This is a genomic window from Streptomyces sp. NBC_00090, assembly GCF_045160815.1.
In the GTDB taxonomy this organism is placed as follows: Bacteria; Actinomycetota; Actinomycetes; order Streptomycetales; family Streptomycetaceae; genus Streptomyces.
In genome coordinates, this window is record NZ_CP108224.1 from 3,346,730 (window position 1) to 3,373,727 (window position 26,998).

General features: G+C 73.7%; 21 protein-coding genes and 3 tRNA genes. 11 read left to right on the plus strand and 13 right to left on the minus strand.

Going from position 1 to position 26,998, the window contains the following annotated elements:
• The first annotated feature begins 140 nt into the window (after window positions 1-140).
• From OG361_RS14625 to OG361_RS14635, 3 genes are read left to right on the plus strand one after another with little or no spacing between them, the layout of a single operon-like run.
• Complete coding sequence (locus OG361_RS14625; RefSeq protein WP_405853718.1) at window positions 141-1,331, plus strand: hypothetical protein; 1,191 nt, start codon at window positions 141-143, stop codon at window positions 1,329-1,331.
• A gap of 37 nt (window positions 1,332-1,368) precedes the next feature.
• Entirely contained in the window at window positions 1,369-2,958 is a 1,590-nt protein-coding gene (locus OG361_RS14630) for a hypothetical protein (RefSeq protein ID WP_405853719.1), read from the plus strand.
• Entirely contained in the window at window positions 2,955-4,334 is a 1,380-nt protein-coding gene (locus OG361_RS14635; protein ID WP_405853720.1) for an AAA domain-containing protein, read from the plus strand. The genes OG361_RS14630 and OG361_RS14635 overlap by 4 nt, the downstream gene beginning before the upstream one ends.
• A gap of 55 nt (window positions 4,335-4,389) precedes the next feature.
• On the opposite strand, the gene OG361_RS14640 is transcribed toward OG361_RS14635, so the two are convergent.
• Window positions 4,390-4,971 carry a peroxiredoxin-like family protein gene (locus OG361_RS14640; RefSeq protein WP_405853721.1) on the minus strand — a complete coding sequence of 194 codons (582 nt, stop codon included), beginning with the start codon at window positions 4,969-4,971 and terminating at the stop codon, window positions 4,390-4,392.
• An 86-nt stretch (window positions 4,972-5,057) separates the two neighbouring features.
• Between OG361_RS14640 and OG361_RS14645 the strand changes: the two genes are divergently transcribed.
• From OG361_RS14645 to OG361_RS14660, 4 genes are all read left to right on the plus strand, one after another.
• Window positions 5,058-5,672 carry a TetR/AcrR family transcriptional regulator C-terminal domain-containing protein gene (locus tag OG361_RS14645; protein ID WP_405853722.1) on the plus strand — a complete coding sequence of 205 codons (615 nt, stop codon included), beginning with the start codon at window positions 5,058-5,060 and terminating at the stop codon, window positions 5,670-5,672.
• A gap of 143 nt (window positions 5,673-5,815) precedes the next feature.
• Window positions 5,816-6,172 carry a hypothetical protein gene (locus OG361_RS14650; protein ID WP_405853723.1) on the plus strand — a complete coding sequence of 119 codons (357 nt, stop codon included), beginning with the start codon at window positions 5,816-5,818 and terminating at the stop codon, window positions 6,170-6,172.
• Between the two features lie 298 nt (window positions 6,173-6,470).
• Window positions 6,471-7,100 (plus strand): hypothetical protein, encoded by a 630-nt coding sequence (locus tag OG361_RS14655; protein WP_405853724.1) that lies wholly within the window; start codon window positions 6,471-6,473, stop codon window positions 7,098-7,100.
• Window positions 7,091-7,164 (plus strand) — tRNA-Lys (locus tag OG361_RS14660). The genes OG361_RS14655 and OG361_RS14660 overlap by 10 nt, the downstream gene beginning before the upstream one ends.
• Window positions 7,165-7,268: 104 nt before the next feature.
• Here the strand turns inward: OG361_RS14660 and OG361_RS14665 are convergent.
• The gene (locus tag OG361_RS14665) at window positions 7,269-8,549 is read right to left on the minus strand and encodes a M6 family metalloprotease domain-containing protein (RefSeq protein WP_405853725.1); all 1,281 of its coding nucleotides are present in this window, start codon (window positions 8,547-8,549) and stop codon (window positions 7,269-7,271) included.
• A gap of 324 nt (window positions 8,550-8,873) precedes the next feature.
• Between OG361_RS14665 and OG361_RS14670 the strand changes: the two genes are divergently transcribed.
• The gene (locus OG361_RS14670; protein WP_405853726.1) at window positions 8,874-10,832 is read left to right on the plus strand and encodes a putative bifunctional diguanylate cyclase/phosphodiesterase; all 1,959 of its coding nucleotides are present in this window, start codon (window positions 8,874-8,876) and stop codon (window positions 10,830-10,832) included.
• Between the two features lie 136 nt (window positions 10,833-10,968).
• On the opposite strand, the gene OG361_RS14675 is transcribed toward OG361_RS14670, so the two are convergent.
• Window positions 10,969-12,669 carry a glycosyl hydrolase family 18 protein gene (locus tag OG361_RS14675; protein ID WP_405853727.1) on the minus strand — a complete coding sequence of 567 codons (1,701 nt, stop codon included), beginning with the start codon at window positions 12,667-12,669 and terminating at the stop codon, window positions 10,969-10,971.
• Window positions 12,670-12,963: 294 nt separating this feature from the next.
• The gene (locus tag OG361_RS14680; RefSeq protein WP_405853728.1) at window positions 12,964-14,097 is read right to left on the minus strand and encodes an LLM class flavin-dependent oxidoreductase; all 1,134 of its coding nucleotides are present in this window, start codon (window positions 14,095-14,097) and stop codon (window positions 12,964-12,966) included.
• A gap of 419 nt (window positions 14,098-14,516) precedes the next feature.
• Between OG361_RS14680 and OG361_RS14685 the strand changes: the two genes are divergently transcribed.
• A complete protein-coding gene (locus tag OG361_RS14685; RefSeq protein WP_405853729.1) occupies window positions 14,517-15,275 on the plus strand; it encodes an IclR family transcriptional regulator in 759 nt (252 codons plus the stop codon).
• Window positions 15,276-15,371: 96 nt separating this feature from the next.
• Window positions 15,372-15,445 (plus strand) — tRNA-Lys (locus tag OG361_RS14690).
• Between the two features lie 82 nt (window positions 15,446-15,527).
• On the opposite strand, the gene OG361_RS14695 is transcribed toward OG361_RS14690, so the two are convergent.
• The 6 genes from OG361_RS14695 to OG361_RS14720 form a co-directional block, all read right to left on the minus strand.
• On the minus strand, window positions 15,528-16,190 hold the full coding sequence (locus tag OG361_RS14695; protein ID WP_384564304.1) for a response regulator: 663 nt from the start codon (window positions 16,188-16,190) through the stop codon (window positions 15,528-15,530).
• Entirely contained in the window at window positions 16,121-17,425 is a 1,305-nt protein-coding gene (locus OG361_RS14700; RefSeq protein ID WP_405853730.1) for a sensor domain-containing protein, read from the minus strand. The genes OG361_RS14695 and OG361_RS14700 overlap by 70 nt, the downstream gene beginning before the upstream one ends.
• Before the next feature lie 164 nt (window positions 17,426-17,589).
• Entirely contained in the window at window positions 17,590-19,251 is a 1,662-nt protein-coding gene (locus OG361_RS14705; protein ID WP_405853731.1) for an AMP-binding protein, read from the minus strand.
• Window positions 19,252-19,382: 131 nt separating this feature from the next.
• Window positions 19,383-19,976, minus strand: a complete 594-nt coding sequence (locus tag OG361_RS14710) for a lytic polysaccharide monooxygenase (RefSeq protein WP_405853732.1) — start codon at window positions 19,974-19,976, stop codon at window positions 19,383-19,385.
• 140 nt (window positions 19,977-20,116) lie between these two features.
• Window positions 20,117-22,480: an SPFH domain-containing protein gene (locus OG361_RS14715; RefSeq protein ID WP_405853733.1), complete on the minus strand. Its 2,364-nt coding sequence runs from the start codon at window positions 22,478-22,480 to the stop codon at window positions 20,117-20,119.
• A 25-nt stretch (window positions 22,481-22,505) separates the two neighbouring features.
• Window positions 22,506-23,933: a peptidoglycan-binding protein gene (locus tag OG361_RS14720; protein WP_405853734.1), complete on the minus strand. Its 1,428-nt coding sequence runs from the start codon at window positions 23,931-23,933 to the stop codon at window positions 22,506-22,508.
• A gap of 184 nt (window positions 23,934-24,117) precedes the next feature.
• Here OG361_RS14720 and OG361_RS14725 point away from each other — a divergent pair.
• A tRNA-Lys gene (locus tag OG361_RS14725) sits at window positions 24,118-24,191 on the plus strand.
• 68 nt (window positions 24,192-24,259) lie between these two features.
• Here OG361_RS14725 and OG361_RS14730 read toward each other — a convergent pair.
• From OG361_RS14730 to OG361_RS14740, 3 genes are all read right to left on the minus strand, one after another.
• The gene (locus tag OG361_RS14730) at window positions 24,260-25,354 is read right to left on the minus strand and encodes a glycoside hydrolase family 6 protein (RefSeq protein WP_405853735.1); all 1,095 of its coding nucleotides are present in this window, start codon (window positions 25,352-25,354) and stop codon (window positions 24,260-24,262) included.
• 289 nt (window positions 25,355-25,643) lie between these two features.
• Complete coding sequence (locus OG361_RS14735) at window positions 25,644-26,330, minus strand: class F sortase (RefSeq protein WP_405862253.1); 687 nt, start codon at window positions 26,328-26,330, stop codon at window positions 25,644-25,646.
• Entirely contained in the window at window positions 26,327-26,986 is a 660-nt protein-coding gene (locus OG361_RS14740) for a PT domain-containing protein (RefSeq protein ID WP_405862255.1), read from the minus strand. The genes OG361_RS14735 and OG361_RS14740 overlap by 4 nt, the downstream gene beginning before the upstream one ends.
• Window positions 26,987-26,998: the final 12 nt, after the last annotated feature.

Here is a 26,998-nt window from a genome sequence, read left to right on the forward strand (position 1 = left end):
ATTCGGGGTGACGTCCGGGCGACCGCCGGGCGCCGTGCCGGTGGTCCGTCACCGGACACGTACGCGGGAGGGGGCGCGGGGCGTGTCACGAAAGGGCGGAAAGCCCCCGGTTGTCAGTGGCGGATGCGAGACTTCCGCGGGTGAGCGCATCCCTGGACAGCGGTCTGCCACGACCGTCGCAGACGACACCTCCGATCGGGGCCTCCCCTGCTCGGGCGAAGCCGAGAGCCTGGGGGAAGCTGGCCGAGCTGCGCGGGCCGGGCACCGCTCCACGCACCCTGGACGCGCGGGCGATCGCGGCGCTCGCCGCCAATCCGGGCTGCCGACGGCGGGCGCTGCTCGACGGCGCCGGGGTCGACAAGGCCGCCCTGGCCTCGAAGCTGGGCTCCCCCGCCCCGTTCGGCCAGTCGCAGTTCGCGATCATGCGGGGCAACTCCTTCGAGGCGAAGGTCAAGGCGGACGGCGGCCGTGAGCTGCTGCGCCTGCTCGGCGTCGAGGAGCCCGGCGCGGTCTCCGTCCCCGATCTGACGGCGGCGGGCCCCGAGGGACGGACCGCCCGCACGGCGCTCGCGCTGCGGGAGGCGACCGGGGCCGGGACGTGGACGCTGCTCGACCATCCACTGCTCGCCCTGGAGGTGGCCGGCTCCCCGGTCTATCTGGAGCCGGACGCGGTGGTCGTCGACCCGGACGGGGGGTGGACGGTCGTCGAGATCAAGTCCTTCCCGATGGTCGACGGCGCCGCCGACGCGTCGAAGGTGGGCGCGGCGGCCCGGCAGGCCGCCGTGTACGTGCTCGCCCTGGAGCGGACGGCGGCGCTGACCGAGGGCGCGCGGGTCGCGCACGCGGTGCTCCTCGTCTGCCCGAAGGACTTCTCGAACGTGCCGACGGCCTCGGTCGTGGACGTGCGCAAGCAGCGGTCGGTCACCCGGCGGCAGCTCGCCCGGCTCACCCGGATCGACGAGATCGCGGACGCCCTGCCGGAGGGCACCACCTTCGACGTGGCGGGGTGCTCGGCGGCGGAGCTGACGGAGGCCGTGGGGTCGGTGCCCCACGCGTACGCGCCGGAGTGCCTGGCCGCCTGCGAGCTGGCCTTCCACTGCCGGGCGCGGGCCCGGGAGGCGGGCGCGGTGGAGACCCTGGGCCGTGCGGTACGGGGTGAGCTGGGCGGCCTCACGACGGTCGGCGCGGTCCTGGCCGCGGCGCGCGGCGAGGCCGGGGATCCGGAGGACCCGGCGGTGGCGGCCCTGCGCCGGGCGCGGGCGCTGCGCCAGGAGGCGCTGGCGGCGGCACCCGCACGGCTCCGGCCGGAGGTGGCCGAGTGCGCCTGCTGACCCGGCTTCCGCGCGTCACGGCCGAGGAGGCCCCCGTATGTCGCTGATCTCCGCACTGGCCCGGATGGAGGCCGTCGAGTCGGGCCGCGCCCAGCCGCTGGCGACCGTCCGCCACCGGCACCTGTCCGCGCGGCCGCTCGTCCTCGTCCCCCTGACGACCGCCGGTGAGGCGGGTGCGCCGCTCGGGGCGCTCGTCGGCACCGACCCCGAGGAGCCCCGGCTCCTGGTGGTGGCGCAGCCCCGGGACCGGGACCTGCGGTTCGGCTTCCTCGCCGACCTGGCGGAGGAGGTCCTGCCGTACGTCGACTCGTTCACGGACGTCGTCGAGGCGGCGGAGCGGAGCGAGGTCGATCCCGAGACCGGCAAGAAGGTGAAGGTCGAGGTCGAGCTGTGCGCGGACGCGCCGCAGCTGATCGTGCCGAGCCGGGCGGGCATCGAGTACGTACGGCTGCTCGGGCGGTCGACGCGGTTCCGGCGGACGGCCGAGCAGGACCCGGAGACGCCGTTCCCGGCGCCGCCGCGCGTACCGCTGCTCGGCCGCTGGCTGACGCACTTCGGCGAGCGGGCCCGGGTCCCCGGCTCCTCGCTGCTGCTCTCCGCGACCGACCTGCTCAACCGGCACTGGGCGACCGGCCAGTCCTCCCTGGAGGACCAGCACCTGGGCGCGCTGCTCGCCTGGATCGACCCGTACGACGGGGAGTCCGGCCCGGCGGCGGCGCTCCGGGCCGAGGCGGGCCGGGACGAGCGGGGGCAGCTGTTCTGCCCGCCCGCAGGTCCCGCCACCGACCCGGCCTTCGACAACCGGCTCCTGGCGCCCGCGATCGAGCGGTACGACCGGGCCCGGCAGGCGCTCGGCGCTGCCGAGGACGGCGAGGCGGCCGACGCGGGCCTCGCCGAGCTGCACCGGGCCGAGCGGGAGCTGCGCCGGCTGATCGTCTCGCAGCTGAAGCCGACCTGGGACGCGGTCTGGCAGGCGATCGGGCTGCTGCGGGAGCTGCCGGAGGGCGCGAGGGTCGAGGACCGGTGGACCCGCGACCGCTGGTCCTTCACCGGGCACCGGGACCGGATCGCGGCCGGCGAGCCGCCGCAGCCGCGCCGGGACGATGCGGTGACGGCGGCCTCGAAGCTCGCCGCCCGCGAGCAGGCGCAGGGTCAGCTGGAGGCGCAGGAGGCGCTCGACGATCCGCTGGTCCTGGCGGGGCGGCGGCTGGCGGGCGAGGCGTTCGCGGCCGAGGTGGTCGAGGTGACGATGGCCTGGACGGAGTCGAAGCGGCCCGCGCCGCGCCCGCTTCTCACGGTCCGCACGGAGGACCGGCCGCACCTCGCCGAGAAGGCGAAGGTGTTCCGCTCGCTCGACGGCAAGCCGCAGGCGGCGGAGTTCGTGCGGTCCGAGGAGGACGGCTCGCTGGTCCTGCGGCTCCTGGACAAGATGGGGCGGTCGAAGGAGCCGGCGGAGGGCTCGGTGCCGGAGAAGGGCGAGCGGATCGCCTGGACGCTCTTCGAGCACGAGCAGCGGGTCGGGCCGAAGCTGCCGGACCCGGAGGAGACGCCCTGGACGCACGGCGGTCCCCCGCGGACCGACGCCGTCGAACTGCCCGACGCCGTGACCCCCGAGGACGTGCTGTGACGATCTCCCCGCCCTTCCCGCCTCCCTTCGATCCGTCCTTCGATCCGTCCTCCTTCGATCCGTCGGCCGAGGCCGGCCGGGCGACGGACGGCATCCTGGCGGACACCCTGCACGGGACCTCCCGGGGCGTCGTCGTCGACTCCCCTCCGGGTGCCGGGAAGTCGACCCTGGTGGTCCGGGCCGCCCTCGAACTGGCCGCCGCCGGGCGCCCCCTGATGGTGGTCGCGCAGACGAACGCGCAGGTGGACGACCTGGTGCTGCGGCTCGCCGAGAAGGAGCCCGACCTGGAGGTGGGCCGGCTGCACTCGAACGACAGCGACCCGTACGACAAGGCGCTCGACGACCTGGCGAACGTACGGAAGTCGGCGAAGCCCGGGGAGCTGACCGGGCTGCCCGTCGTCCTCTCCACCTCCGCCAAGTGGGCGCACGTGAAGAACGTCGAGCCGTGGGCGCACGCGATCGTCGACGAGGCGTACCAGATGCGCTCGGACGCGCTCCTCGCCGTGGCGGGGCTCTTCGAGCGGGCGCTGTTCGTGGGCGACCCCGGTCAGCTGGACCCGTTCTCGGTGGTGGGCGCGGAGCAGTGGGCGGGGCTCTCGTACGATCCCTCCGCCTCCGCGGTCTCCACCCTGCTCGCGCACAATCCGGAGCTGCCGCAGCACCGGCTGCCGGTGTCGTGGCGGCTGCCCGCCTCCGCGGCGCCGCTGGTCTCGGAGGCCTTCTACCCGTACACGCCGTTCCGCAGCGGCACCGGACACGGGGACCGGAAGCTCTCGTTCGGGGTGGCGTCGGACGGTTCGGGTCCCGACCGGGTCCTCGACGAGGCGGCGGAGTCGGGCTGGGGGCTCCTCGAACTGCCGGCCCGCATCACCCCGCGCACCGACCCCGAGGCGGTCGGCGCGGTCGCCCTGGTCGTCCGGCGGCTCCTGGACCGGGGCGGCGCCACGGTCTCGGAGCGGTCCGAGCGTCCGGTGCCCCTGACACCCGACCGGGTCGCGGTCGGCACCGCCCACCGCGACCAGGCTGCGGCGATCCGGGCGGCGCTCGCGGATCTCGGCGTGACGGGCGTGACGGTGGACACCGCGAACCGGCTCCAGGGCCGCGAGTACGACGTCACGGTCGTCCTCCACCCGCTGTCGGGCCGCCCGGACGCGACCGCCTTCCATCTGGAGACGGGCCGCCTGTGCGTCCTGGCCTCCCGGCACCGGCACGCCTGTGTCGTGGTCTGCCGCGCGGGCGTGACGGAGCTCCTCGACGAGCACCCGTCGACGGAGCCGGTGCGGCTGGGTGCGGCGGTGTCGTTCCCCGACGGCTGGGAGGCGATGATGTCCACGTGGGACGTCTGGTCGGATCACCGCGTCTCATGGCGTCCGTAGAACCCGTCCCTTGCTCGGGCCGTCGATCCGTTCCTCGTCGACGGCCGGTACGGCTTCAGTGGGCCGCCTTGAGGGTGGACGCGAGGGTGAGGAGTTCGTCGACCGACCACTGGTCGTAGACGTGCTCGCCGTACTTCGCGGCGGCGAGCCGGCCGTCGGCGGCGATCAGGAAGTCGGCCGGCAGGCCCAGCCGACCGGCCGGCTGCGAGCCGGCGGGCAGGCGGCCGCGACCACGGAGCAGCTCCCAGGCACCGCGCGCGACGGCTCGGGCGATGGCCGGCCAGGCGCGGGGGTCGAGCAGGGCCCTGCGGTGGGCCTCGACGCCGAACTCGGCGTACAGGAGTCGGTCGGGGTCCGCGACGACGGCGAAGGGCAGATGGGTCACGTGCTCGCGGAGTTCGTCCGCGGGCGAGTGGAAGAGCACGACCTCCCGGATTCCGGCCCGTTCGATCTCCTCGTGCCGTAGGACCACCGACCGCAGATGGAGGTTGCAGACCGGGCAGCCGGCGAAGCGCCGGAACTGCACGTGGGTGAGGCGTTCGGAGTCCGGGAGGGTCACCGGGGGGCCGAGGACCGGGTCGAGAGTGCGGACGGGCACGGAGTGGCCGGGCTCCAGCCGCGTGCGGGACGTGGGCATGCGCATGGGACACCTTCCTCACGGAGAACCGTAGGCGTACGGCGTACTCCTACAGCGTAGGCGTAGGGCGTACGCTGTCAACCGTCATGCCTCGACCTCGCTCCCTCACCCAGGACCGGCTCGCCGCCGGCGCCCTCGCCGTGATCGACCGCGACGGGCTCGCCGCCCTCTCCATGCGCACCGTCGCCAAGGAGCTCGGCGTGAGCCCCATGGGGCTCTACCGCTATGTGACCGACCGCGACGAACTGGAAGAACTCGTGGTCGAACGCGTCCTCGGTTCCGTCGACACCACCCCGCCCAGCGCGGCCACGCCCTGGCAGGAGCGGATCGAGATCATGGTCGGGCGGCTGCGCGACGGCGTGGCCGCCCACCCCGGGACCATCCCGCTGACCGTCACCCACCGGCACCGTTCGCTCGCGGGGCTGCGGTGGTCGGAGACCGTACTCGGCATCCTGACCGAAGCGGGGATCGACGGCGGCCGGCGGGTCGTCGCCCTGCGCGCCCTCCACGGGTACGTCACCGGCGCGATCCAGCTCGAACACCTGGGACCGCTCGCCGGCGAGGGCACGGCGGCCATCGCCGCGCTGCCCGAGGACCGCTTTCCCCACCTGACGGAGACCGCGCGGAGCGCGGGCGGCGTCGGCCCGGACGAGGAGTTCTTCGGCGGCCTGCGCCTGCTCCTGCGCGGCCTCGACGACTGACCGGCGCCCGCGGGGCGGGCGGGGCGGGGAGCCCTGCCCCCACGGAGCGGGGAGCCCTGGCCAGGACGCGGTCTTGCGCGGCGCGGGAGAATGGGAGACGGCCCGGGTCTCCGGGCCGCCTGTGTGCGAAGAGGAGAAGGACGATGGCGGAACCCACGGAGCGGAGCGGACAGCGACGGCTTCGGCCGGCACCGCTGGTCTTCGAGCCTGCCGAGGCGACCGCCGACCCGGAGCACTTCTTCGACCTGGAGTCGATAGAGGACCCGCGTGAGCTGCTGGCCCGGGCGACGGAGCTGACGCTCGCGTTCCGCGCGGCGACGGACCGCGCGACGGAGTTCCAGGCGATCGCGGCGGCGCAGCTGGCGGACCCGCGCCGGTTCGACCGGCTGACGGCGGCGGACGTGGCCGAGCGGGCGGAGTGGACCGAGGACTACGCCGTGAAGATGATCGAGTTCGGCCGCGGCCTGATTCACTCGAACGGCCGCCCGCCGGAGGAATAGGCCGGGCGGGAGAGCCGGGCAGGAGAGCGGGGCAGGCGCCGGGCAGGAGAGCGGGGCGGGAGCCGGGCGGGAAAGCTGGGCAGGCGCCGGGCGGGAAAGCCGGGCAGGCGCCGGGCAGGAGAGCCGGGCAGCCGCCGGGCGGAAAGCCGGTCAGGCGCCGGGCGGAAAGCCGGTCAGGCGCCGGGCGGAGGCGCCTCCTGGCATATGCGGGGCGCACGATACTCCTCACCCACCCCTCCTGTCCGGGATTCCGGGAACCCTCGGCGACCGAGTCGTCACGGCCGGTAGATCTGGTCGCATGACGACCTGGCTGCGCGACGAGACCCCCCACGGCATCTTCCGGTTCCTGCGGGAGGGGGACGAGGGACGGCACCAGGCCGCCCGCGTGACCGCCGACGGGGCCGCCTGGCTCGCCACGGCCGCCGGGGGCCGCCCCGGAGCCGCTCTCACGCGCTGGGAGGCCAACCCCTCCTCACCGGCGGCGCTGCCCTGCGGGACGGTCTTCGACGTCGTCAACGTGGACCCGGTCTTCGGGCGCCGGATGCTGGACCAGCTGTGGGAGGAGGGCCCGGGGTCCGGGCCCGTCGCCGTCCACCGGGGCCGGATGCTGCTGTTCGCCGCGCCCGGGACGGCCCAGCGCTTACCGGCCCTGCTCGACTGGGAGGAGTGGGGGGAGGCCGTCCCCCGGCCGCTCTGCCACGGCGTCGGGGACGCGGTGACCGTGCCGCCGCTCACTCCGGCCGACCCCTCCGGGCCGCGCTGGCTGGTGGCCCCCGACACGCGGCACCCGTGGCTGCCCGGTCCCGAGGTCGTGCTCTGGGCCTGCGTGCGGGCCGTCCGGGCGCTCTCCTCGGCCGACGTGCGCGTATCGATTTTTCCTCCCGCCGATCCGGGTGCTAATGTCTACGACGTCAGCAGGCGCCGCTAGCTCAGTTGGTTAGAGCAGCTGACTCTTAATCAGCGGGTCCGGGGTTCGAGTCCCTGGCGGCGCACAGACGGAAGAAGCCTCTCGCGAAAGCGAGGGGCTTCTTCGTGTTCCGGGCCGGCCGACATCCGGGTCGGCCGACGGCATCCGGGCCGGCCGGCGGTGGGCAGGTCAGTCGACGGCGGGCGGGGTGATCTTCACCGTCCAGCTGCCCGCCTCGGTGCGGTCCGCCACCTCGACCCGGACGCCCGCCCCGGGCACGGTGAAGGTCTCGCCCTCCTCCAGCGGCGCGTCCGCGAGCGGCGGGTAGACGGAGCGGTCCCAGCACGCATCCGTACGCGGATGGGTGTCGACCACCTCGACCGGGCCGTCGCCGGAGGCCGCCCCGTTCCGTACCCGGTAGAGGAGGACACCCTCGGTGCAGGTGTCGGCGTCGTTGCCGATCGCGCTCCGGGCCTCGATCGCCAGGACGCTGTCCGGACCGGTCCTGACGACGGCGAGGCGGGTGCCGAGGGTGCCGCCGCTCGCGGGCGGGGCTCCGGTCGGCTCCAGGCTGATCACCTGGGGGCCGGGGTCCTGGACGCACGCCACCTGGTCGTGGGAGAGCCAGCCGAGCTTCCACTTGTGCCAGCCGAAGAGATCGGGCGCGAGGCCGAACTGACTGCCCATGACGTCCCAGTCGCCCACGTGGGTGTCCCAGTCGCCCTTGCCGTCCTCCGGGCGGTGGTAGAGATCGGGCAGGTCGAAGACGTGGCCGGTCTCGTGGGCGAGGACGTTGCGGTCGGGCGGGTGCCGCTCGAAGACGGTGACGACCCGCTTGATCTCGGCGCCGTCGACCTCCAGCGGCCGTTCGAGGTTGACGACCTTGGTCGCGTCGGAGTCCACGCCGGGCGCGTCCGGGTCCGCGACCAGGTAGACGATGTCGTACCGGGAGAAGTCGACGTCCCCGTCGGCGGCGGCGACCGCGTCGCGGAGGTAGGCCGCGCGCTTCTTGGAGTCCCAGTCGCGCTGTATGCCGTACGCGCCCGACTCCCGCGGCATCCGGGTCCACTCGGACCGGGGGTGGTGGCGCAGGTCGAAGCGGCCGTAGGAGGCGCGGTCGAAGAACTCGCCGGTGGCCGGGAAGTGGTCGGCGGTGAGCTCGGCGGGGGTGGTGAGCGGCTCGGAGTCCGGGAAGGACAGGAAGATCATGACCGCGTCGAGGGTGTGGGTGGGTCGCGGGTAGGAGCCGTTCCAGCTGTCGAGGCCCAGCGAGTGATGGGCCGCGGTACGGGGCAGGGCGCAGGGATTCGCCGAGGACGCGCCGACGGCGGGGCCCGCGACGAGCCCGGTGGCGGCGAGCGCGGTGAGCGCGGTGAAGGCCGCCCCACCGGCACGCAGCCTTGGGCGCTCCACTCCCCCGGGTGGCTGCTGACCCCTCACGTGGACCTCCGGATCGGTAGAGCGGGACACCACACCCACCTTGTGATGATTTGTGGCGTTTCGCATGTTTCCGCTACCCCGGTCGGGTGAGGGAGCGCCGCCGGGTCGACGCGACACGAGCGGGCATCAGCTCACGGAAAGTCACATTCGGTCACACCGTCGACGACCCGTGTCAGACCTGTGCAGAAACGATCGGGCGACGGGTCGCGGTGGGGAGCCTCACAGCGACCGGCGCTCCCCGGTGGGGCCTCGAAGCTGGAACGCTCCCCCGGCTGGCTCTATGATCGGCTCACTTTCCTTGGCCGACCATCCCGACCACATGTGAACGGCCCGACTGCACTACGGGAGCGAGCGGTGAGCGGAACCCCCGAAGGACCGGTGCATCCAGAGCCGCCGGAGACGACCCCGACAGACCTCGCAGTCACGGAGCGTCACGTCGAGCCCTACGCCACGCGCCCGGACGCCCGCGCCGAAGCTCTCCCCGACGCCCGCACCGACGCCCTCCCCGACCGCCGGGCGGCCGAACTCCGCGACTACCGCGCCGCCTTCCGCGCCGCCCAGCTCGCCATGGCCGTCGTCGACCAGGACGGCACCGTCGTCGCGGCCAACGACTCCTTCGGCACCCTCCTCGGCACCGAGGCCGGGGCGCTCCGCGAGCAGGCCGCCGCCGACCTCGTCGACCTCGCCTCCGACGGCCGCACCTGGCACGCGTACCGCGAGGTGCTCCGCGGCCGCCGCTCCCGCTTCCGCTGCACCCGCCGCCTCAAGCACCCCGACGGGCGCACGATGTGGGCCGAGGTCACCGTCTCCCCCGTACCGGACAGCCGGCGCGTCCTCCTGTCGATCGCGGACATCAGCGACCGGCGCGAGCTCCAGGCCCGGCTCCGCCACCTCCAGATGCACGACCCGGTGACCCGACTGCCCAACCGGGCGCTGTTCTTCGAGCGCCTCTCGGCGGCCCTGGAGGCGGCGACCCAGGACGTCTGCGAGGCCGACGCGGAGCCGAACGGCGAGCCGCACGAGTCACATGAGTCATACGAGTCACATGAGTCGTACGGGTATGGCAGAACAGGGCGGATCGGTCTCTGCTACCTCGATCTCGACGGTTTCAAGGCCGTCAACGACACCCTGGGCCACCGGATCGGCGACCGGCTCCTCGCCGCCGTCGCCGCCCGCCTGACGGAGTGCGCGGACAGCGACGGCTACACCCGCAGCGGCGGTCACCTCGTGGCGCGGCTCGGCGGCGACGAGTTCGCGATCCTGGTCGAGGACTCCACCGGTACGGAACAACTGGCCGACCTGGCGCGCTCGGTGCTGTGCGCGCTCCAGAACCCCTTCGACCTGGCCGGTCAGCGGCTCTCGGTCTCCGCCTCGATCGGCGTCGTCGAGCGCACCGCGCGCGGGACGACGGCGACGGCCCTGATGCAGGCCGCCGACACCACGCTGTACTGGGCGAAGGCCGACGGCAAGGCCCGCTGGACCCTCTTCGACCCGGAGCGCAACGCGCACCGCATGACCCGGCAGGCGCTCTCCTCCACGCTGCGCCCGGCCGTGGAGGGCGGGGAGTTCGGCCTGGAGTACCAGCCCCTCGTGGACCTGGCGGACGGGGCCGTGCGCGGGGTGGAGGCGCTGGTGCGCTGGAACCACCCGCAGTTCGGCTCGCTCCCGCCGAATCGGTTCATCGGGATCGCCGAGGAGGACGGCTCCATCGTCGAGCTCGGGCGGTGGGTGCTGCGGACGGCCTGCCTCCAGGCCCGGCAGTGGCAGAAGGACCATCCGCGCGAGCGCCCGATCTTCGTGAGCGTCAACGTGGCGGTCCGTCAGGTCTGGGACTCCGACCTGGTCGCGGACGTGGCCGGCATCCTCGCGGAGACCGGGCTCGCCCCGCACCTGCTCCAGCTGGAGCTGACCGAGTCCGCCGTGATGGGCTCGGCGGGCCGGCCGCTCCAGGCGCTCCAGGCGCTGAGCGACATGGGGGTCCGGATCGCGATCGACGACTTCGGCACCGGCTACTCGAACCTGGCGTATCTGAGCCGGCTGCCGGTCTCGGTGCTCAAGCTGGACGGCTCCTTCGTCCGCGGCTTCCAGGACGAGGAGCACGCCAACCCGGCGGACGAGCTGATCGTCGAGGCGCTCGTGCAGCTCGCGCACCGGCTCGGGCTCACGGTCACCGCCGAGTGCGTCGAGACCTCGGGGCAGGCCAGCCGGCTGCGCCGGATCGGCTGCGACACGGGGCAGGGCTGGCTGTACTCGCGGGCGGTGGCCCCGGACCGCATCGCCGAGCTGATCGGCGCGGAGCCCCTGCGGGTCTGACCCACCGCCCCCGTATGACGCCGGGCATGGAACTGCCCCCGGCCGGAGGGACATTCCGGGCGGGGGCAGTGGTTCATGAGGTGGTGCGAGGGGTCACGCCGGGGTTCGGTGGGTCGGGCACCGGCGGGTCAGGCACTCAGCAGGCGCCGAGGTCCTTCCAGACACCCCACTCGCCGGTCGTGCCGGGCGTCTCGTTCTGGGTCCACCACTGGGCCTTGTACTTGCGGCCGTTGTGGGAGACCTCGTTGCCCGCGTTGTAGACCGTGCCGGCCACGTACGCCGGGACCGAACCGCAGCCCGTGGTGGGCGGCGTCGTCGGAGGCGTGGTGGGCGGGGTGGTGGGCGGCGTCGTCGGCGGGGTCGTCGGCGGCGTCGTGGTCGGCGGCGTGGTGGTGGCGCCGAGCGCGGTGTTGATCTGGCCCAGCAGGGTGGCGTTCTCGTCCAGGCCGAGGAGCGAGTACATCATCGCGCCGGCCAGGCCGCGCTGCTTGCCGTAGTCCACCCGGGCCTGGATGGACTTCTGGTTGAGACCGGTGAAGAACTCGCCGTCCTTGTAGAAGTACGAGGACTTGGACTGGTCGTCCCAGAAGGTCGTCGACGCGTTGTCGACGATGCCGCCGAGCTCCTTGTAGTGGGCGATGCCGGCCTGCTGGCTGAGCGGACGGGCACCCGAGCCGCCGGTGGCGGTCTGCGCGAGGCCGTTGGTGGTCCCGGCCGGGACGCCCTTCCAGCCGCGGTAGTAGAACTCGTAGCCCAGGGTCAGCTTGTTGGCGGGGAAGCCGCCCGCGATGCCGTACGCCGGGTTGCCGTCGATCCAGGAGTCGATGGCGGAGTCGATGCTGTACTTCTCGGTGCCCGGCGCGATCACGTCGGTCGGGTCGTTCGGCGAGGGGTGGAGCGGGGACTGGTGGTACGTCGGCCCGTCGCCGTCCCAGGCGCCGTGCATGTCGTACGTCATGATGTTGGCGTAGTCCAGGTACTGACCGATCTTGTCGGTCTCGATGTACTTGATCTTGTCCTGGCCGGCCGGGAGGGCCGAGGTCAGCAGGTACTTCTTGCCGCCGTTGGCCGCGCCGTACTCGTCGAGCTGCTTGCGGAACTCGGCGAGGAGCAGCGTGAAGTTCTGCTTGTCCTCGGGGCCGTAGTGGTTGCCCAGGTGGCCGCCGGAGGAGCCCGGGTACTCCCAGTCGATGTCGATGCCGTCGAAGATGCCGGCCGCCGTGCCCGCGCCGCCGAAGCCGCCCTCGACGGGCAGGTTGCCCTTGAGGTACTGGTCGATACAGGAGGAGACGAGCTTCTTGCGGCTCGCGTCCGTCTTCGCCGCGTCGTGGAAGTACTTGGAGTAGGTCCAGCCGCCGAGCGAGATGTTGATCTTCAGGTGGGGGTACTTCGCCTTCAGTTCCTTGAACTGGTTGAAGACGCCCACGATCGGCTGGTCCCACTTGTCGGCGACGCCGTCGACGCTGTCCGCCGCGCTGAAGGACTTCTGGTAGTCGGCGTAGGAGTCGCCCGCACCGTCACCCGCGCTGGGGTTGTTGTCGTCACCCGCGGCCTTGTTGGCCATGAAACAGGTGAGGTTGGTGGGGTGGATGTTGCCGAACGAGTAGTTGATGACGTCCAGCTTGCTCGCGATGCCCCGGGTGTCGAGGTGCTTGGGGTAGAACGCGTTGCCGTAGACGCTCCACTGGTCGTAGTACGCGATGCGCACGTTGCCCGCAGAGGCAGTGGTCGACGTGTCGGCCGCCTGGGCGGAGCCGAGGCCGACGGTCGCGGCGAGCGCGCCGGCGGCGAGGGCCGAGCTGAGGAGCGCGGCGATCAATGGCTTACGGGGGTGCACGTGCGGCCTCCGAAGGGGGGTGAACTGGGTGGTGCCGTACAGGAGCTGATGAAGTGATAACCGGCACATGAACAGCGCGTCAATGGTCTGAACCAGATTGAGGACTAGACCAATTACCCGACGAAAGCCCTTGTCAGAGAGGTGCAGCACAAAACGGAACCGCCCGCCACCATGTGTGACGAGCGGTTTAAGGTTCACTTAGGGGTGGCGTGAGGGTGGTCCGGTAGTGAACCAACCGGCCGCGGAAATCCGGGTTTTACCCGGCCGCCCCCTTCTTGGAATCCGGCGGCTCCGTCAGCTCCGGCCCTCCGGGAGCTCCGCCGGCTCCGGCTTCTGCGGCTCCTCCGACAGCTCGGGCAGCTCCGGCAGCTCCGGGAGTCCGTACGCGTCGGCGATCAGCTCGTAGCTCCGGAGCCGGGCCTCCCCGCCGTGCGCGTTGGCCGTGATCATCAGCTCGTCCGCGCCCGTGCGCTTCTGGAGGTCGTCGAGGCCCGTACGGACCTCGTCCGGGGTGCCGTGGACGATGTCGGCCAGCCAGCCGTCCACGAACTCCCGCTCCGCGGGGCTGAAACCGTACGCCTCCGCCTCCTCCGGCGTCGGCACCAGACCCGGCCGGCCGGTGCGCAGCCGCAGCATCGCGAGGGCGCCGGTGAGGACCTGGCGGTGGGCCTGCGCCGCCTCGTCGGCGGCGAGCGCCGAGACGCCGATCATCGCGTACGGGGCGTCGAGGACCCCCGAGGGCCGGAAGGAGTCCCGGTAGAGGTCGAGCGCCGGGATCGTGTGCCGGGCCGAGAAGTGGTGGGCGAAGGCGAAGGGCAGTCCGAGCAGGCCGGCGAGGCGGGCGCTGAAGCCGGAGGAGCCGAGCAGCCAGATCGGCGGCCGCCCCTTCGGGCCCTGCACGGGACCGGGCACGGCGTGGATCCGGGCGTACCGGTGCCCGTCCGGGAAGTCGTCGTCCAGGAAGCGGGTCAGCTCGGCGAGCTGCTCGGGGAAGTCGTCGGCCCCCTCGTTCAGCCGGTCCGTCCGCCGCAGGGCGGCGGCCGTGGCGCCGTCGGTGCCGGGCGCGCGGCCGAGACCGAGGTCGATCCGGCCCGGGGCGAAGGCCTCCAGGGTGCCGAACTGCTCGGCGATGACGAGCGGGGCGTGGTTGGGCAGCATGACGCCGCCGGAGCCGAGCCGGATGCGGCGGGTGTGGGCGGCGAGATGGGCGAGGATCACCGCCGGGGAGGAGGAGGCGACCCCGGGCATGGAGTGGTGCTCGGCCACCCAGTGCCGGTGGAATCCGCGCCGCTCGGCGAGCCGGCTCAGCTCGACGCTGGTGGCGAGCGCCTGGGTCGCGGTCCGCCCGCTGCCGACGGTCACCAGATCCAGTACGGACAGCGGTACGGGCGCGGTCCCCCGCACCTCTCCTCGAATAGCGTCGGTCACCGTCGGGACCCTCCTCGGCACACGTGCGGATGCTGCGGACACTGCGGGCACCGCGGGACGCCCGGAGGTCCGGCCGGAGGCCCGGCCGGCAGGCCCCGCGGATACATCAGGACCACAACAGGAGGGTGTCTCCGGTTATTCCGTACGTTCTCGGCCACCCGTGGGGCCCTCGGCGGGTCCGCTTCCCCGTAAAAAATCTCCCGGCACCCACCATCCGAACGCGCGCGCGAACCCGGCCCCGCACGGTCCTGACCTGAGACTCTCTTAAGGAAGCATGACAGTGGCATATGCCAGGGTGGTGCGCCCCAGCGTACGGCGGGGATCCTCCGCATCATTCTCGCCAACAGCCGCCCATTAAAGGGCCCTTGGCGGCTATCGTGGTACGAAAGCTTGCGGTCACAACCTGGTAGGGGGAAACCGTGGCGCTGAAGCCCGAGCCCACCGCGCCGTTCCACTCGGTGCAATACGCCTTGCGCGTCCTCGAGACGGTCTCACGGCACGGTGGCGGAGTGACGGACGTCCAGATCGCCCGCGAGACCGGCCTGCCCGTCGCCCACCTCTCGTCACTGCTCCTCATGCTCCGCCGCGAGGGGTACGTCGAGCAGGTCGCCGACGGCGCTTACGTCATCGGGGACTCCCTCGTCCTCCTCGGCTCCGGCTTGACCCGCCGCGAAGCCCTGGAGGCCAAGCTCCAGGAGACCCTGACCGAACTGCGCGACTCCGTCGGCGCGGCGGTCTACATCAGCCGGTACATCGACGGCGAGGTGAAGATCACCCAGTTCGCCGACGGCCCGCGCACACCCAAGGTCAACGAGTGGGTGGACTTCCGCTCGGCGGCGCACGCCAGCGCGGTCGGCAAGTGCCTGCTCACCCAGCTCGACCAGAACGGGCGGCGGGACCACCTCGCCCGCCACAAGATCGCCCGGCTGACCTCCCGGACGATCACCAGCGAGCGGATCCTCTTCTCGAAGCTCGACAGCCAGCCGGCGACCGTCCCCGTGCTCGACCTCCAGGAGTACGCGGTGGGCACGGTCTGCGCCGCCGTCCCGCTGACGGCGGGCTCCGCCGTGGGCTGCCTGGCGCTCTCCCTGCCCATCGAGCACGCCCACCGGCTGCGCGCCGCGGCGGACACGCTCAACCGGCGGGCCGCTCCGGTGGTGCTCTCGCTGGCGATCTGAGGCCCCCGGCCGGGGCCGGCCGGGCGTGACGGGGCCGGTCCCCCGGGGTGGTCCGAAGCACCCCGGGGGACCAGGTAGTATTTTCTCTGTCAGCAGGCGCCGCTAGCTCAGTTGGTTAGAGCAGCTGACTCTTAATCAGCGGGTCCGGGGTTCGAGTCCCTGGCGGCGCACAGACAGAGAAGACCCTCTCGCGGAAGCGAGGGGGTCTTCTTGTCGTGCCCGATCGTCGTGCCCGGTCGTCATGCCCGGTCGTCATGCCCGGAGGTAGGTGAGGACGGCGAGGACCCGCCGGTGGGTGTCCTCGGCCGGCGGCAGGTCCAGCTTCGCCAGGATGTTCCCGATGTGCTTGCCGACGGCGGCCTCGGTCACGACCAGACGGCGGGCGATCGCCCCGTTGGAGTGCCCCTCCGCGACGAGGCCGAGCACCTCGCGCTCGCGCGGGGTCAGCGCCTCCAGCGGATCGCGGTGGCGGCGCAGCAGCTGGCGTACGACCTCGGAGTCGACGACGGTGCCGCCGTCCGCGACCCGGGCCAGCGCGTCGAGGAACTCCTCGACCTGCCCGACCCGGTCCTTGAGGAGGTAGCCGACGCCGGTGCCGTCGCCCGCGTCGAGGAGGTCCGCGGCGTAGCTGCGCTGCACGTACTGGCTGAGGACGAGGACCGGCAGGCCGGGCCGCTCGGCGCGGAGCGCGACCGCGGCGCGCAGCCCCTCGTCCTGGAAGCCGGGCGGCATCCGTACGTCGGTGACCACGATGTCCGGGTCGTGGGCGGCGACCGCCTCGCGCAGGGCGTCGGCGTCGCCGACGGCGGCGACGACCTCGTGGCCGAAACGGGCCAGGAGTCCGATCAGTCCCTCGCGGAGGAGGACGCTGTCCTCGGCGAGGACGACGCGGAGCTTGCGGACAGTGCGGGACACGGGATCTCCACTCTCAGGAGGGTCGGCCCGCCCGGCGGGCTCATGATCGTCAGTGTGCCATCGAGGACGGCGATCCTGTCGGCGAGTCCCGTGAGCCCGCTGCCCAGGGCCGGATCGGCGGCGCCCCGCCCGTCGTCCTCGACGTCGAGCCGGAGGGACCCGTCCGCGTACCGGGCGGTGATCCTCGCCTGGGTGGCCCCGCTGTGCTTGCCGATGTTGGCGAGTGCCTCGCAGCCCGCGAAGTAGCCGGCGCTCTCGACGGAGACGGGCAGCCGCGGCAGCTCGATGTCGGTGTCGACGGGGACGGCCGAGCGGTCGGCCGCGTCCGCGAGGGCCGCGCCGAGCCCGTAGTCGGCCAGGACCTGCGGGTGGATGCCGTGGATCAGCTCCCGCAGCTCGGTCAGGACCTGCCCGGCCTCCGCGTGGGCCTTGGCCAGCTGGTCGGCGAGCGGTCCCGGCGGGGCGTCGAGCCGGGCCAGGCCGAGGGTCATCGTGAGGGCGACCAGGCGCTGCTGGGCCCCGTCGTGGAGATCGCGCTCGATGCGTCGCCGCTCGGCCTCGAAGGCGTCGACGAGCCGGGCGCGGGAGGCGATGACCTCCCCGATCCTGCCGCTCCCCGCCTCGGTCTCGCGCGGGGTGAGCAGGGCCCGGGCGAGGGCGGCGCGGGCCCCGGCGACGGCGGCGAGGGGGTAGGCGAGGGCGATGAGGAGCAGGGCGCCGAGGAGGGCGGCGCCGAAGGCCTCCGGGTAGGAGGTGACCAGGTACGCCTTGACGACCTTGGCCTCGTGGCCGTCCACCGCCAGCTGGACCGGGGCGCTGAGGAGGGCGAGGGGCAGGCCGACGCCGACGGCGAGGGCGACGAGGTCGAGCGGCCACAGGACGGTGGCGAGCAGCAGGGCGTACCCGAGCTCCCGCCAGGTCGCCTGCTCCCCCGCCCGGAGCCGGAGCCAGGCGGTCAGACCGGGCGCGGTGGGGACGCGGTGCGGGTCGGGCGCCGGGTCCAGGTCGACGAGCCGGAGCCGCAGCCGCTCGACGGAGCCGAGGGCGAGCCCGGAGAGGAGGAGCAGCGGCAGCCCGACGAGGAACAGCGAGAACACCCCGAGCACGAGGAGGACGAGACAGGCGACGCCCCCGACGATCCCCCCGGTGGCGAGATACCCGGCGGCCCGCCAGGGCCAGGAGCCGAGCGGGAAGCGGGACCGGGTGAGCGCCTGCCAGGGATTACGGGGTTCCATGAGCGCCCACGGTAGGCGCGGGACCGGGGGCGGGGCGATGGGCCTGGGGGGCGTGGCGGAGGTGGGGCTGGGACTACCTCGGGGCGGGGGTGAGGCCGGGGCTGCCTCGGGGGCGGGGCCGGGCCAGGGGTCGGCTCGGGGTAGGAGGGCGCCCGGGCCCAGGGTCAGTTCGGGGTGCGGCCCTGGCGGGCGTACTCCTCCTGGAGTGCCGTGGTCGCCTCGGGGGTCAGGAGCTCGTACGGGGCGGCGGGGGTCGGGCGCCACCAGACCGGGTCCGGGCAGAGGAAGGACGCCCGGCGCAGGCCCACCCGGTGGATCTTGTTGGTGGCCGTGAGGGGGAGCTCCCGCATCACGCGGACGAAGCGCGGGGGCATCTTCGTGCCCAGGTCGGGCTGGGCCGCGAGGAAGGCCGCGAACTCCTCCGGGTCGAACGCGGCGCCTTCGCGCAGGGCGAGCGCGGCCATCACCCGGTCGCCGGCCACCGGGTCCGGTATCGCGTACACCGCAACCCCGGCCGCCCGGTCCCAGCGGGCCAGGATGTGCTCGATCATCGCCGCCGCCAGGTTCTCGCTGTCGACCCGCAGCCGGTCGTCCGTACGGCCCGCGAAGTAGAGGAAGCCGGCCTCGTCCCGGTAGAAGAGGTCCCCCGTCCAGTACCAGCCCCCGCGCAGCCGGGCGGCCTCCGCCTCCGGGTTGCGCCAGTAGCCCTCGAAGGGGCTGCGGCCGCGGTTGACGAGCTCGCCGACGGCCTCGCCGGCGTTGAGGAGCCGTCCCGTGGGCGAGAAGCGGGCCGGTGCGCACTCCTTGCCGGTCTCCGCGTCCACCACGACCAGGTCGTCGCCGGGCGCGGCCCGCCCGATCGCCCCCGTCGGGGTGTCCGGGGTCCGCTGGATCGCCGCGCCGCCCTCGGAGGAGCCGTACCCCTCCACGAGCGGGACCCCGAAGCGCTCCCGGAAGCGGGCCGCGTCCACGGCGCCCGCCTCCGTGCCGAAGCCGAGGCGCAGCGTGTGCGCGCGGTCGTCCGGGCCGGGCGGGGTGGCGAGCAGGTACTGCACGGCCCGGCCCACGTAGGTGAAGTAGGTGGCGCCGAAGCGGCGTACGTCGGGCAGGAAGCGGGAGGCCGAGAAGCGGGCCCGCAGCGCCACCCCGGCGCCGGCGGACAGCGCGGGCGCCCAGTCCGCGATCACCGCGTTGCCGTGGAACAGCGGCATGCAGACGTAGTGGACGTCGTCCGGCCGTACGTCGAAGTGGGCGACGAGCGAGGCGCCGGCGGCCGCGAGCCGCCCCTGGCTGCAGAGCGCGGCCTTGGGCGCGCCCGTCGAACCGGAGGTGAAGGAGAGCAGGTAGCGGCTGTCGGGGCGTACGGGGCCGAGGGTCGCGTCTCCCGGGCGGGCGTTCCCGTAGGGGGCGAGGAGCTCCCGGTAGGCGTCGGTGTCGGTGACGAGGATGCGCAGGCCGGGCAGTGGGAGGCCGTCGAGGAGCGGCAGGTGGGCGCGTTGGGTGACCAGGATCCGGCAGTCGGTGTGCCGGATGTCCCGGGCGAGTTCGGCGCCGCGCCGGGTCGGGTTGATCCCGGCGACGGCGGCCCCCGCGAGGGCCGCCGCGCTGAGCCAGAGCGGGTACTCCGGCGTGTTGTCGAGCAGGATGCCGAGGTGCGGCTCGCCCCCCGGCACGGGTGGCATCAGGTCCACGAGCAGTGCGGCCCGCGCGGCGGCGCCCGCGGCGACCTGGTGGTGGGTGAGGGCGTGGTGCTCGTCCCTCAGGCCGATCCGGTGGTCGCCCCATTGGCGCCGTACGAGCTCCGCGACGGTGTCCGCACCCCTCATGGACCGGACTGTAACTGACAGGTAGTCAGAACTGAACGGTCAGGATCGACCGCCAGGATCCGAACGGTCGAGTCGACCGCCAGAACCGAACGGTCGAGTCGACCGCCGGAACCGAGCGGTCGGGTCGACCGTCAGAACTTGACGTCCGAGCAGGCGTAGAAGGCGTTCGCGGTGTCCGCGACCGTCCACACCGCCAGGATCAGATGACGGCCGGTCTTGCCCGCCGGGATGGTCCCGGAGTGCGAGAGGGTCGCCGGCGGTTGCTGGTTGTTGTAGGGGACGGTCAGGAACGGCTGGGAGTCGAGCGCGGCCCGGGTCAGCTTCTGACTCGGGTCCCAGCCGTTCTTGGTGATGTAGTACTTGAAGTCGGTGGTGCGGTGCCGGGCCGTGAACTGCCAGCGGAAGCTGTAGCTCTGCCCCGCCGTGACGCTCGTCGCCGGCCAGGTGCCACCCCGGGGGTCGTCGAGCTGGGCGAACTGCGTGAGCCCGGCGGAGCAGATCTTGCCGTCGGCGGGACCGGCGGCGGGGAAGCCCTTGAGGCCCTCGACCGACTGCGGCTCCCACTGTATGGAGCCGCAGTTGGTCACGGTGCCGTTGGCGCAGAGCTTCTGACGGCTGATCGGCGAGTCGGTGTAGCCGTGGCTACCGGCACTGCCGGTGGCGAGGAGGGAGACGCCGGCGACGCCCAGCGCCACCACCGCCGTCCCGACTGACTTTTTGCGCATGCTGTCGCTCCAGGAGAACGTGGGGGAGTTCCGTTGGGCCGTGCTGCACGCGTGCGGTCTTACTGGCCTTGGTGCTGGTGACTCATTTTGGTCTGGACCAAGTACCAAGGTATGGACGGAAGTTGAACATGTCCATCCCCTCACGCCCCCTCGACGGGAGCCGTCCGTCCCGTGTAGAAGGCCACCGTCAGGTCCTTGACCAGCGCCTTGCGCTCGTAGTCGTCCAGCTCCACCAGACCACGACTGGTCAGCCGGTGGACCACGTCGTCCACCGCGTCCACCACCGACGTCAGGACGCTGTCCCGGTGCTTCGCGTCGATCGCCGCGATCCGGCGCCGCTGCATCGCCGCCGCGACCTCGGGGGCGTACTCGATGCGCGTCGGCTGGGCCGAGAAGACGTCGACCCCGACCGGGACGCACTCCGCCGACAGCATCCGCGTCAGGGCCTCGCCGACCGCCTCCGAGTCCCGCAGCGTCGGGGCGTCCTCGTGGAACGTGTCCGCCGGGAGCTGGGACAGCACCCGGGCCATCGCCGCCTCCACCTGCTCGCGCAGGTACTCCTCGTGCCCGTCGACCCCCAGCGCGGCACGGACCGTGTCCCGCACCCGCCAGACGACGAGGACGACGACATCGAGAGCGGTGCCCTTGGCGTCGACGGCGGGCAGCGGCTCGCTGCGCCAGTGCCGGAGCCGTACGTCGACCCGGCGGCGCAACAGGAGCGGGCTGACCCAGACCAGACCGGTGCGGCGGACGGTGCCGCGGTAGTCGCCGAAGAGGGTCAGGACCCAGGCATAGCCGACCCGGCCGCGACCGAGGCCGCCGAGCGCGAAGAGCGTCGCCACGACGCCGAGGGTGAGCAGCGCCCACTGGCCGAGGTGGATGCCGTGGTACGGGCGGGCCGGCAGCCGCAGCATCCGCGTCGCCTCGGCGGGCACGGCCCCGGCCGACCACACGACCGCCGCGCAGCCGGCGAGCGCGAGGGCGCCGGCCGCCACACCGACCCAGCCGGGCAGCACCGCCCCGGGCCGCTCGACGAGATCGGGGTCGGCGGTGGGGGCGGGTCGGGCCGCGTCGGCCCGGGGTCGGGGCGTGGACGGGGGCTGTGAATTGGACGGGGATGTGGACTGGGACGGGGATGTGGACTGGGCCTTGGAGTGGGGCTTTGAGCGGGGTTGGTCCTTGGGCCGGGGGCGGTTCTTCACCTGCGCCTGCGCTTGGGCCTGCGCCTGCGCCTGTGTCTGCGTCTTCGCCGGCGCCGGGATGGCGGCCTTGCCGTTCTTCGCCGGGGCGGCGGGCACGGCCATGGCGACGGTGTCGGGGCCTTCGTCGTCATCGGTGGCCGGGACGCGGGTGGCGCCCTCCGGCTCCTCCCGGAAGAGCAGGTGCACCGGGATGGAGCCGGTGGTCTCGGATCCGATCACGTTCTTCCGCCGCGCCATCCGCACGACACCGGCGACGGGCACGGCGAGGGCGGCGACCCGCGCACCGGTGATCCTCCCGAAGTCGGGCGCCCCGACACGCTCCTTGACGACGGAGACCTTGCCGACGGCCGGAGGCACGGGTTCGGGCCGGTCGTCCGCCGGGGGCGATGCCGGCGCGGCCGGGCGCTGCTCCGCGCCGGAGGCCTTCGCCGGAGCCGCGGGAACCGGCGCCGCCGGTGATTCACCGGCGGGAGCGGTCCGCGCCTCGGCCTTCACGCCCTCGGGGGCGGGCGGAGCCGCGCGCCGGACCTCCGTCCCGGAGGAGCCCGTCGCCGGGGAGGCCGGCGCGGAACCACCCTCGGGGGGCGCGGTGGTGGCGGTGGGGGCCGACAGCGCGGACGGTGCCGTCCGCACGGGGGCGGACTGCCCCGTCGGCGTACCGGCGACCGCGGAGGAAGGGGCGGGAGGTCCCGTCCGCGTACCGTCCACCGGCCCGGAAGGGGCGGGAGCTCCGGTCCGCACACCGGCGACCGGAGCCGCCGGAGCCGCCGGAGCGGGCCGCTCCGGCGGCGTACCGGTCGGAGCGGGGGCCGCCGGCCGGCTCTCACGGGCGGCGGCCTGGTTCACCGGGGTCGGCTGTGCGGCGACCGGGTTCTCCGGAGCGAGGAGCGCGGTCGGCTGTGTGGCGGCCCGGTTGTCCGGAGCGACGACCGCCGTCGGCTGCGCGGCGGCCCGGCCCTCCGGAGCGACGACCGCGGTCGGCTGCGCGCCGCCCCGGCTCTCCGGGGTCGCGGCCGGCGGCGGCGCCGTCGTGGCCGGGGTCGACGGCGTGGCGGCGGCCCGGTCCTCCGAGGCAACGGACGGGGGTGCCGGGGGCGTGGCGGCCGGGGGCGTGGCGGCCGGTGCCGGGTCGGCCGGTGCCGGGGTCTCGGCGGGCGGGGGCGGGTCCCCCGCCGTCGCCGGGGGGCCCGGGGGTGGTGACGTGCGGGGGAAGGTGCCGTCCGTCAGACGTCTGGCCGTGCGGGCCGCGTCACGCGAGGCCGCCGCGCCGGAGTCCGCGGGGGTCGGGGTCGATGCCGTCATTCGGGTCCACCTCATGCTCTCGGGGTCATCGGAACAAGCGCCGCCAGGTCTCCGGGCCCGGGTAGCCGTCGGCCGCTCCGCCGCGCCAGCCCTGAGCCCGCTGGAACGCCTCGACGTTGCGGCGGTCCGCCTCCGTCCAGCGCGGACCGGGTCCCGACAGGTAGTGCTTGCCGAAGCCCCGCTTCACCAGTTGTTTGCCCAGCTTCTCCACATATGCGTTGGATTGACCCGGACGGAAGTAGCCACGCCCGGGAAACCCCGTCGCATGCGCGCTCGAACCGCCCGAACCACCCGATCCGCCGATGCTCCTGCCCCCGCCGGTCACGAGGAGCTTCCACGTCTGCGGCCCGGGAAGACCGTCCGCCGCCTTGCCCTTCCAGCCCTGCGCCAGCTGGAACGCCTGGGTCGCCCGCCGGTCCGCCTCGCCCCACTTCGGACCGGGCCCCTTGCTGTAGTACTTCTTGCCGCCGCGCTCGACGAGGAGCTTCCCGAGCTGGGTGATGTACGCGTTGTCGGCGCCCGGACCGAACTTCCCCGCCCCGGGGTACGGGGTCGCCGGCGTCGCGGTCGACCCTCCGCCGGTCGCACCGCCTCCGCTGCCGCCGCTCACGACGCCCTTGTAGCGGTAGGCCACGTACCGGTCGGAGTTCTCCCAGTACGCCATCGGCGTCGCCTGCTTCCGCGTGCGCGGCTTGGTCTGCTCGTACGCGATGTACGAGGTGTGGGTGTAGTCCGTCCAGCCGCCGAAGATCGTGACGTGCGAGCCGCGCGTCGGGTTGGCCGGGTTGTGGAAGAGCAGGATGTCGCCGGGCTGGAGCTCGGTGCGGTCGATCCGCTCGGCGAAGCGGTCGAGACTGCCGGTCCACTCGTTGCTGCGCAGGTTCCAGGCCATGGAGATGAAGCCGGAGCAGTCCTGGCGGTACCCGTCCGACCAGTACTTCTCCATGGAGTACGGGACCTGCGCGGTCACCCACAGCTTGGCGCGGTTGATGATCTCGGCCCGGGTCGTCCGCCGCAGCACTCCCGTCGGGATCTGACCGGTCGTCGGGGTCGTGACCGGGGTGGTCGGCGGGGTCGGGGTCTGGGTCGGGGAGGTGCCGGGGCCGGGGCCCGGCGTTCCGTACAGCGGCCCCCGCCCGCCCTGTGGGGTGTCGGGCCCGGGCCAGGGCGGCATCGACGGGTCGCTCACCGCCTCGCCCCTCGCGTCCGCAGGGGTGAACGGGCCCGCCGGCTCGGCCGGGCGGGCAAGGGCCGTCGCCACTCCCGCCCCTCCCCCGCCCAGGACCACTCCCGCCGCCGTCACCAGGACCAGCGCGCGGCGCGCGCCGTGCGCCGCCGGGTGGCCGCCCGCCCGCACCGGCAGGCCAAGGGCGAGGTCACGGCGCTGCTGGGCACAGCCCGGGCAGCCGCAGTCGGCCGCGGGTTCGAACTCCTCGAAGACCGGCACGCTCATGCGATTCCCCTCCACACTCGTCAAGATCTTTTCGACCCTCGTTTCGGGCGCCAGTGTCTCAACTGTCTGGACAAATCGCATTTTGACGGATCGAAGGCCTGATACGACCATCCGACAGGCTCGACGCGACCGATATTGGTCAGGAGCACACCTCCAGGTCGGGTAGAGTTCTCTCTGTCAGCAGGCGCCGCTAGCTCAGTTGGTTAGAGCAGCTGACTCTTAATCAGCGGGTCCGGGGTTCGAGTCCCTGGCGGCGCACGCAGAGTCAAGACCCCCTCACCGTCGGTGAGGGGGTCTTGGTCGTTCTCCGGGCACCTCCGCCCGAACTACCGGGCGTTGCGGGCCAGTTCCAGCGCGTACGCGTCGAACCACTCCCCCGCCCGCGGGCCGCCCCGGCACTCCCCGTCCGACTCGCCCGGCCGCTTGACCCACAGGTGCGCCACGACCAGCGGGTCCCCGGTCTCGCGGGTCGGCGGCTCGCCGAGGGCTCGGCCCGGCGGGTTGCACCAGTTCTGGGCCGGATCGCCCTCGGTGTAGGGGCCGTTTCCGTTCCGGCTGGTGTCGATCACGAAGGGCTTGCCGCCGACCAGGGCCGACAACTGTCTGCCGTAGGCGGCGCTCACCGCGGTCGTCTTGAAGTTCGAGACGTTGACCGCGAAGCCGTCGGCCTCGGCGATCCCCGCCTCCTGGAGCGGGCCGCGCAGCTCCGCCGGCTTGACCCAGCCCGCGTTGCCCGCGTCCAGGTAGACCGTGGCGGCCGGCTGCCGCTTCAGCCGCCGCACGGCCTCCTTGAGCAGCCCGTACCGCTCCCCCTGGTGCCGCTCGTCGGTGCAGCCGTCGACGACGTGCGTCACGGCGTCCGGTTCCAGGACGACGGTGGCGCGCCGCTCGCCGATGCCACGGGCGACCCCGTCCACCCAGGCGCGGTAGGCGGCGGCGTCCGCCGCGCCGCCCGCCGAGTGCTGGCCGCAGTCGCGGTTCGGGATGTCGTAGAGGACGAGGAGCGCCTCGCGCCCGGCGCGGGTGGCGGCCTCGGTGAGGGTGCGGGTCTCGTCCTCGGGCCGGTCGGGCCCGATCCACTCGGCCGCGGGCCGGGAGGCGATCCGCCGCAGGAGCTCGGCCTCCGCGGTACGTCCCGCGGCGAGGTGCTCGGCCATCTGCCGGGCGGCCTTCCCGTCGGGGTTCACCCAGTACGGGACGGGGTCGGAGGAGGTGGAGGCGGACGGAGCGGGGGCGGGGGCCGCACCGGCGGCGGGCGGGTCGTCCGGGGCGGGTGCCCCGGCCGGGCTCGTACAGCCGACGGCGAGGAGGAGGAGCAGAACCGCGAGGGCCGGGCGGGCCGGAAGGGTGGGTCCCGCACGGCGTGCGCGAGGGGGTACGGGCCCGCGCGCGAAGGGGCGTACGGGCGGAAGTGCGGACATGGCGGGCCCCTCGGCGCGTACGGAGCGGCGGTCGTGGTCATCGTGACACGACCGCCCTCTGGGCCGGGCGAGGCAGGGCCTCTACAGTTTCCGGAACCCCGACCTCCCGCGGTCGGCACCGGGCTCCTCCCGCGCCCGTGAGCCCCGCGGTCGAGGACCGGACCGGCCGGTGGCGCCGCGGGACGCGACCCACCGGCCGGGCCCGGTTGCCCGTACGAGGGCCGGGTCCCACCCGCCGGGCCCGGTTGCCCGCGCGAGGGCCGGGCCCACGTACCCGGCGGTCCTGGGATCAGGTGCCCGCCGCCGCCGTCCCCGTGCCCGTCAGATACGCCGAGACCACCACGTTCGCCGAGTACGTGCCGGCCGTGCGGTCGAACGTGCCGCCGCAGGTGATCAGGCGGAGTTCGGCGCGGCGGGGCTCGCGCTGGCCGTAGACCTTGGTCGCGTCGAAGTGCTCGCGCGGGAAGACCTGGACGTCGTCGACGGTGAACTCGGCGACCGTGCCGTCCGTCCGGGTGACCCGGACCTTGGCGCCGGGGCGGGCCGCGCTCAGGCCGTAGAAGACGGCCGGGCGGGTGGCGGTGTCGACGTGTCCGACGAAGAGGGCCGCGCCGGCCGCGCCCGGCTGGGCGCCGGAGCCGAACCAGCCGACCGTGTGCGGCATCTCGAAGGGCGGCGGGTCGATCGCGCCGGTGGCGTCCAGGCCCCGCGCCACGACGGGCGCGGCGATGCCGAGCGAGGGGATCTCCACCCGTCGGGGTTCGGCGGGTGCGAGCGGTGCGTGGGCCGGGGGCAGCGCCACGCCGAGCGGGCGGCCGACGGCGGCGATGTCGCCGTGGGTCGGCGCGGAGCTGCCCCCGGGACCCTCGGTGGCCTCGCGGCCCCAGAGCCAGAGTCCGAGGAGCAGCAGCGCCCAGGCCACGCCGGTGACGAACCGCCCGGTGCCCGCCGGGCGGGTTCCGGACGCCACGCTCAGTCCGTGCCCGTGCCCGTGCCCGTACCGGTGCCGGCGGCGCGGCGGCGGGAGCTGCGGAAGGCGACCGCGACGGCGGCGACCGCGGCCATGCCGAGGCCGAGCAGGGTGTACGGGGTGCCGAGGCCGCTCTCGCTGGTGGTCTGGGCGACTCCGGGGGCGGCCGGCGCGGCGAACGCGGCGGTGCCGCCGCCACCGGCGCGGACCGGGGCGACCGGGCTCGGATGGTGGGTCGGCTGATGGGTGGGCTTGTGGGTCGGCTGATGGGTGGGCTTGTGGGTCGGCTGATGGGTGGGCTTGTGGGTCGGATTGTGAGTCGGCTTGTGGGTGGGCTTGTGGGTCGGCTGCTGGTGCCGGACCTGCACGGTGCCGACATCCGGGTGGTCGTGGCCGTCACAGGTCACGCTGACCTTGTACGTGCCGTCCTCGAGTCCGGACTTGATCGTGGTGTCGCCGAACAGCGGGGACCCCCCGCCGTCGCGGCCGGTGAGCTCCGCGTCGGCGACGAACGACTGGGATTTCGCGGCACCGGTCGTGCCCTTGCAGCCCTGGACGCGGACGTCGACGTCGGCGCCGGGCGAGGCGGTGGACGGGGTGACGGTGACCTTCACCCCGTCGTGGGCGTACGCGCTACCGGCCGTGGGTGCCAGTACGAGCACCAAGGCCGCCCC

Bases quoted from the DNA above. Each gene is read 5' to 3' on its own strand.
- OG361_RS14630 (WP_405853719.1), top strand. From the start codon at position 1,369: ATGTCGCTGATCTCCGCACTGGCCCGGATGGAGGCCGTCGAGTCGGGC.
- OG361_RS14640 (WP_405853721.1), bottom strand. From the start codon at position 4,971: ATGCCCACGTCCCGCACGCGGCTGGAGCCCGGCCACTCCGTGCCCGTC.
- OG361_RS14645 (WP_405853722.1), top strand. From the start codon at position 5,058: ATGCCTCGACCTCGCTCCCTCACCCAGGACCGGCTCGCCGCCGGCGCC.
- OG361_RS14650 (WP_405853723.1), top strand. From the start codon at position 5,816: ATGGCGGAACCCACGGAGCGGAGCGGACAGCGACGGCTTCGGCCGGCA.
- OG361_RS14655 (WP_405853724.1), top strand. From the start codon at position 6,471: ATGACGACCTGGCTGCGCGACGAGACCCCCCACGGCATCTTCCGGTTC.
- OG361_RS14700 (WP_405853730.1), bottom strand. From the start codon at position 17,425: ATGGAACCCCGTAATCCCTGGCAGGCGCTCACCCGGTCCCGCTTCCCG.
- OG361_RS14705 (WP_405853731.1), bottom strand. From the start codon at position 19,251: ATGAGGGGTGCGGACACCGTCGCGGAGCTCGTACGGCGCCAATGGGGC.
- OG361_RS14710 (WP_405853732.1), bottom strand. From the start codon at position 19,976: ATGCGCAAAAAGTCAGTCGGGACGGCGGTGGTGGCGCTGGGCGTCGCC.
- OG361_RS14715 (WP_405853733.1), bottom strand. From the start codon at position 22,480: ATGACGGCATCGACCCCGACCCCCGCGGACTCCGGCGCGGCGGCCTCG.
- OG361_RS14720 (WP_405853734.1), bottom strand. From the start codon at position 23,933: ATGAGCGTGCCGGTCTTCGAGGAGTTCGAACCCGCGGCCGACTGCGGC.
- OG361_RS14730 (WP_405853735.1), bottom strand. From the start codon at position 25,354: ATGTCCGCACTTCCGCCCGTACGCCCCTTCGCGCGCGGGCCCGTACCC.